The organism is Mesorhizobium sp. M0664, from assembly GCF_040320565.1.
Taxonomy (GTDB): domain Bacteria; phylum Pseudomonadota; class Alphaproteobacteria; order Rhizobiales; family Rhizobiaceae; genus Mesorhizobium.
On record NZ_JAMYPW010000091.1, the window covers coordinates 1 to 5234 of the forward strand.

A 5234-nucleotide genomic window follows, 5' to 3' on the forward strand; every position below is an offset into this window, starting at 1 on the left:
CCCCTCGTCGGATGGGAATGGTCAAAGCTCTCTCTGGGTCAGAACCGGGAACACTGCTCAAGGGCCTGAAGATTCTTCAGGTGCTAGTATCCAGCGCCCATCCGACAACCTTGCGGCTAAACGCGTCAAGGACAACGGCAAGGAAGGCAAACTCCTCGGCCAGATGCAGGAAGGTGATATCGGCAACCCATAGCTGGTTTACGCCATTGAGGATCATTCCCCTCGCGAGGTTTTGCACGACTTGCCAACCATGCCTGGAGTTGGTCGTCACAGGAACAAAGGTCTCGCGCGCAGGCACAACAGATTGTCTTCACGCATGATCCGTAGAACGCATTTGTGATTGACTTGCCACCCCTCCCGCCGCAGCAGGGCTCCAATCCGGCGGTAGCCGTAATTGTGTGTTGCCGAGAGCCAGCTTCTGAATGAGATCGCGCAAACCCGTCTCGGCCCGACGAGGGGCCGAATCCAGCCAGTGACGGTAATAACTCGCGCGGCTGACGCCAGCGAGCCAGCACATTCTGTCGATGTTGAATTCGCCTTGCGACAGGCCGGTCATCAGCTTTTCGATGATTTTGAAGATCCCGTTCGCCAGGAGCGCTGCTCCGACGCTGATCTTCCTCGAAGTGCCGCAAGGCTTCGCGAAAAAAATCGAGATCGAGCTGCTGCTGCCCGACTTTCTGCTCCAGTTCCCTGATCCGGCGCCTGGCCTTGGTCAGTGCCTTTTGCTGAGGTTCCGGCACATCGACTGCACTCTGCAGCTGTGCGGCCCCGTCAACTCCTGCTGTCCTGGCAGGCCGGCCGCGCCGACGCGACTTCAGATTCCCATGAAGCCTGAGATGATCACGCCACTCGTAAAGTCGTTGGCGACTGATGCCAACCTCATCTGCCAACTTGCTGACGGTTTCGCCCGCCTCCATGCGCCGGAGAAGCTCCAGCTTTTGGTCATCATCAATAACTCATTGCCGTCTGGCCATGCCCCAGTTTCCTCTCCTTCCGGGGAAACTGTCCGTGATTTTCCTTGTCTCAATTTGGGGGTGCACTCCATCGCTGTCCGCGAATTAGCGGAATGGGTGTCCGCGAATTTCTGAAACACGCAGATTGGTAGCGGCGCGTCGTCAGGCCTATCCAGGCACCAACAGATCGGGACGTCTTGAAGTTGCCCGGATCTTCAATGGCAGTGGCGAACGAGGTTGCGGTAATCGCGCCGATGCCGGGGATCGACATGAGTATGCGGCATGCCTGGCTTTGACGTGCATCTATCGACGAGCTGGCGCCCAAGCTCGGCGGCACGGATGCGAATGCTGCGCCAAGCTTCCAACGTCGGTAGCACGACAGGAGCAAGCTCGCTCTGATCGATAAGAAGGCTCCGGACATCCCTTTCGAAGGTAGTTCCTTTATCGGCGGGAACGAGCAAGCCGAACGTTTTCATGATTCCACGAATCTGGTTGGAAAGTTCGGTGGTGATCCGGACCAGCCGGGTGCGTGCCGCCACGAGCGTGCGGGTCAACATACTGTCAAATCCTTTCACCCGCACCTCACGGAAGAACCCCACCTTTGCAAAATGCGCCAAACCGTCGGCGTCGTTCGCGTTGGTCTTATTCGCCGCCCAATCGAGGCTTTGGCATGGCGAGCATCGATGCAGATCGCTGGCACCCTTTCCGCGCGTAGCGCGTGATAGAACCAGACGGACCGCTCGATAGCCAAGGCCGTGACCGGCCCGACCCGCGGCATAGTCTGCAGCCGCTTCGTGACCGTCGCGCCGACCCATTTTCGAGGTCTTGCCAAGGATCTGCTTGCCGCCGGTTGACTTCTGCAGAGGCACAAGCCCGAGCCAGGCGGAGAAGTCGCGACCGCGTCGAAAGCTTTCCATCGGCGGGGCAAACGGCATCTGCAGACTGCTGATCATCGGCGCCATGGCGTGGTGCGATGGACCGCCCGGCGGCGCGCCGAATTGATCGTGGCTGGCCGGCTTGATCGGTCGCAAGCCTCGCCTGGTGGTCGCCATCGCGCTGGCTAACAAGATGGCACGAGGCAGTCGGTGATCCCGGCAGGAGAGCGACAGTGACGGCCCAGTTACAAAAGTGCAGCACTAAATAATCAAAAGATCATCCCCATTTTCTGATGGATCACGCATACTGCCGCCCATTCGACGTCACGACGAAAATCGCTACTTAGGATCGAGGCCGCTATCATGGCAATTGTTAGCTACGGGCGTGCAATCCTGCCTTCTCGCAACGGCAAAATAGTCAGCTTGAGCGGGCTAGGCCATCCATCCGGCAGGAGGCCGCCGCGCCGGAGACCCTTTCAAACAGGATCGACGAGCGTATCTGCATGCTTGCGGACCACATTCTCTCTTCAACTGGCATTGTTGTGGTGTGCGGTATCGGCAAGTCGCGACTTACTCGCATCGACTGGACCCGGTCGATGCCTTGCATGGAGATTCTCGGGCGCGCGTGCCGGGGACGTCATTATCGCGCGCTCCTCTGCTTTAACCAAGCGCTTGAAGGCCAATCGAGAGAACTCCTGGAGCTTGAACACCAGCTAGGGTCCGTGTCGGCCAAATGATCGTATCTTGCCCGGCCCCGCTCGAGCTCGAGCACACCGCTCCACCCTTGTCGTCGCCGGCTTCATTGGCAGAAGTTGCATATAGTGAGCAGATCAGATGCGAAGAACCGTCGTGAATTCACCCCTTGCCCTTCTTGGTGGCCTTACACTCGGGGCCGACCTTATTGAGCCCATTTGGCCCCCACGAGACGAACAGGGTGCGAGGGAACTCTCGGAACTGTATCTGAGCGGAAATTGGTCGTTCGACCTCGGAGGCAACGAAACGGCATTTGCGAAGGAGTTCGCTGCAGCACACGGTGCCAAGCACGGCGTGATGATGATCAACGGCACCGTTACTCTTCAATGTGCCCTCTCGGTCCTCGGTATCGGGCCAGGCGACGAAGTGATAATACCTGCTTACACATGCTTCGCGACCGCCTTGGCTGTTAGACATGTTGGAGCCACAATCGTATTCGTCGACGTAGAGCCCACGACCCTCTGCCTTGATCCGCAGGCGGCGGAGGCGGCAGTGACGTCCCGCACACGAGCGATCATCCCCGTGCACCTCTATGGCTCCATGGTTGATATGGATGCGCTTATGGCAGTCGCGAAACGGCATGGATTATTCGTTGTCGAGGATTGCGCCCACGCCCACGGCGGCGGCTGGACAGAGCAGCCGGCCGGGAGCATCGGCCATATCGGTTCGTTCAGCTTCCAGCAAAATAAACTCATGACCAGCGGCGAGGGAGGAGCCTGCGTCACGAACGACGCGCACATTGCTGATCGGCTTTACCGCATGAAGCACTTCGGTTATGGGCCCGGTGAGAGCATGGGTAAGTTTACTAGCAAGCCTGCCCCGGATCTCGTCTGCCATAATTTCCGCTTGACTGAGTTCCAGGCCCTAATCCTGCGGCGGCAGCTAACGGCTCTTCCACAACTAACTGCGCGCTACGACAGTCACGCGCAGCTGCTTGATCAGCTGCTTGCCAACATACCCGGAGTACGTGCCCAGACTCGCGGCAGTCGCGCAAATCCGCAAAGTTTCTACAAGTGGATCGCCATATTCGACGAGGAGCCACTCGCGGGAGTTTCGGTAGACAGAATTATTCAGGCCGTTAATGCTGAAGGTCTACCTATGGAGCGAACTTATGGGGCTGTTTATAACCATACCCTCTTCAACCTTGTAGAGAACACTTATCGAATAACAGATGGTAAGTGTTCCATCACTGAAACGCTAGCAGCGGAACGGACCGCCCAGCTCTCGCATAGATGGCTTGCGTCGGACGAGGCAGTTATTTACCGAATTGCTGAGATTCTAGCCAAAGTATCGGCGAATGCCGATCAACTCAAGGCCTCAGATTGACTAGAGCGGCAGAAAATCTGATACTCAGTGGTCGAAAGCTGCGGAAGGTATTTCGATGCCATGATGCACCAAGACCTCGACCGCGACGGTTTGCGGCTGACCAAACCGTATCGCTTACCCGTGACAGGCAGCCATCCCGACTATGTGTCGGCTGGCATGTACGATGCTGTCGAACAGGCCATGGAGGAAGGCTACCGCCTCGTGTAAATGAGCGGCGATGGCTTTTTAATGCGTCTCACCGATTGTCCCGCCTTGCCTGGTCTCCTCGCGGTCAGACGGGAAGTAGGCCGCTGTGGCGCGTTCGAGGCGGGACCGGGCGAAACTTACTTCGTTTTCGATGGCCGGCTGATGAGGTTCTTGCGGTTTGTCGGACACCCCGCGCGGCGGCTCGCTTGCCTCGACTTTTTCGCCCAATGCGAGTTGATCACGGGTATGGCGTATACTTTTGCGTCGGGCACCTGCACTTCAAACGCGGACCTCAACTTAGAGGGCTAACGAAGAGACTCTCGTCAAGTTCGGCGTTTTTGCAAGGCGCGAGTGCGATCACTCAGACAAGATCCTTAGCGCCCCCGCCCAGGTGGTCGTGCTGGCGGTTGCGACCAATCTTGAGCCGAAGTAGCTGCCCGACCGACGTCGGCGCTAACGGCGAGAAACCTGAAGCAACGTTACCCTAATGTTCACACTGAGGAATGATGATGACCACCTTTCCTGAACGGATAGCTTACTACAACGGAGATTTCCTGCCCGAGAGCCAAATCGCCATCCCGTTCCGCGATCGCGGGTTCCGTTGGGGCGATGGCTGCTATGACATGGCGAGGACCTTCAACCATCGCCCGTTCAAGCTGAAGGAGCACGTCGACAGGTTTTACCGATCGCTGCGTTATCTCCGCATCGGCCTGCCAATGTCTCCCGACGAAATGGTGGCGATCAGTGAAGACGTGCTCGCGCGTAATCTCCATCTGCTGGAAACGCATGAAGACTACTGGATTACTCAGCGCGTCAGCCGGGGCGTCGACGCTGCCGGCGACGAGGAGCCAATCCGCCATGGACCGACAGTCATCGTCGAATGCTGCCCACTGCCCTACCGCAGCCGGGCGCATCTCTACGTCGATGGCATCGACCTCCTGATCACCTCGATGCGGCGCACGCCGCCTTCGTCCTTGAGCCCGCGTGCCAAGAGCAGCAATTATCTGAACCACACGCTGGCCGATCTCGAAGTGAAGGCGCGCAACCCGAGGGCGCGGGCTCTCTTTCTCGACCAGGCTGGCAATCTCTGTGAGGGGACGAGCAACAACATCTTTCTCGTATCCGGCGGCAAGCTCCTGAC

4 protein-coding genes and 5 pseudogenes are annotated in these 5234 nt (G+C 58.1%); 4 read left to right on the top strand and 5 right to left on the bottom strand.

Going from position 1 to position 5234, the window contains the following annotated elements; genetic code table 11:
- Positions 1-76: 76 nt before the first annotated feature.
- The 5 genes and pseudogenes from NKI39_RS33870 to NKI39_RS33890 form a co-directional block, all read right to left on the bottom strand.
- Positions 77-217: a DDE-type integrase/transposase/recombinase gene (locus NKI39_RS33870; protein ID WP_352837467.1), complete on the bottom strand. Its 141-nt coding sequence runs from the start codon at positions 215-217 to the stop codon at positions 77-79.
- 83 nt (positions 218-300) lie between these two features.
- Positions 301-393: pseudogene (locus NKI39_RS33875) on the bottom strand (IS3 family transposase); the annotation flags it as partial.
- Between the two features lie 344 nt (positions 394-737).
- A pseudogene (locus tag NKI39_RS33880) lies at positions 738-917 on the bottom strand (helix-turn-helix domain-containing protein); the annotation flags it as partial.
- 178 nt (positions 918-1095) lie between these two features.
- Positions 1096-1689 (bottom strand): annotated as a pseudogene (locus NKI39_RS33885) (transposase); the annotation flags it as partial.
- A 64-nt stretch (positions 1690-1753) separates the two neighbouring features.
- A pseudogene (locus tag NKI39_RS33890) lies at positions 1754-1885 on the bottom strand (transposase); the annotation flags it as partial.
- Here NKI39_RS33890 and NKI39_RS34440 point away from each other — a divergent pair.
- The 4 genes and pseudogenes from NKI39_RS34440 to NKI39_RS33905 form a co-directional block, all read left to right on the top strand.
- Positions 1884-2042, top strand: a pseudogene (locus NKI39_RS34440) (IS110 family transposase); the annotation flags it as partial. The pseudogenes NKI39_RS33890 and NKI39_RS34440 overlap by 2 nt on opposite strands.
- A 620-nt stretch (positions 2043-2662) precedes the next feature.
- A complete protein-coding gene (locus tag NKI39_RS33895) occupies positions 2663-3907 on the top strand; it encodes a DegT/DnrJ/EryC1/StrS family aminotransferase (RefSeq protein WP_352837470.1) in 1245 nt (414 codons plus the stop codon).
- A 27-nt stretch (positions 3908-3934) separates the two neighbouring features.
- The gene (locus NKI39_RS33900) at positions 3935-4114 is read left to right on the top strand and encodes a N,N-dimethylformamidase beta subunit family domain-containing protein (RefSeq protein WP_352837473.1); all 180 of its coding nucleotides are present in this window, start codon (positions 3935-3937) and stop codon (positions 4112-4114) included.
- Positions 4115-4602: 488 nt separating this feature from the next.
- Positions 4603-5234, top strand: a 632-nt coding sequence (locus NKI39_RS33905) for an aminotransferase class IV (RefSeq protein WP_352837476.1), incomplete at its 3' end; no start/stop codon positions are given.

What these genes read in the sequence shown, in the direction of transcription:
- NKI39_RS33870 (WP_352837467.1), bottom strand. Translation starts at nt 217, where the DNA reads ATGATCCTCAATGGCGTAAACCAGCTATGGGTTGCCGATATCACCTTC.
- NKI39_RS33895 (WP_352837470.1), top strand. Translation starts at nt 2,663, where the DNA reads ATGCGAAGAACCGTCGTGAATTCACCCCTTGCCCTTCTTGGTGGCCTT.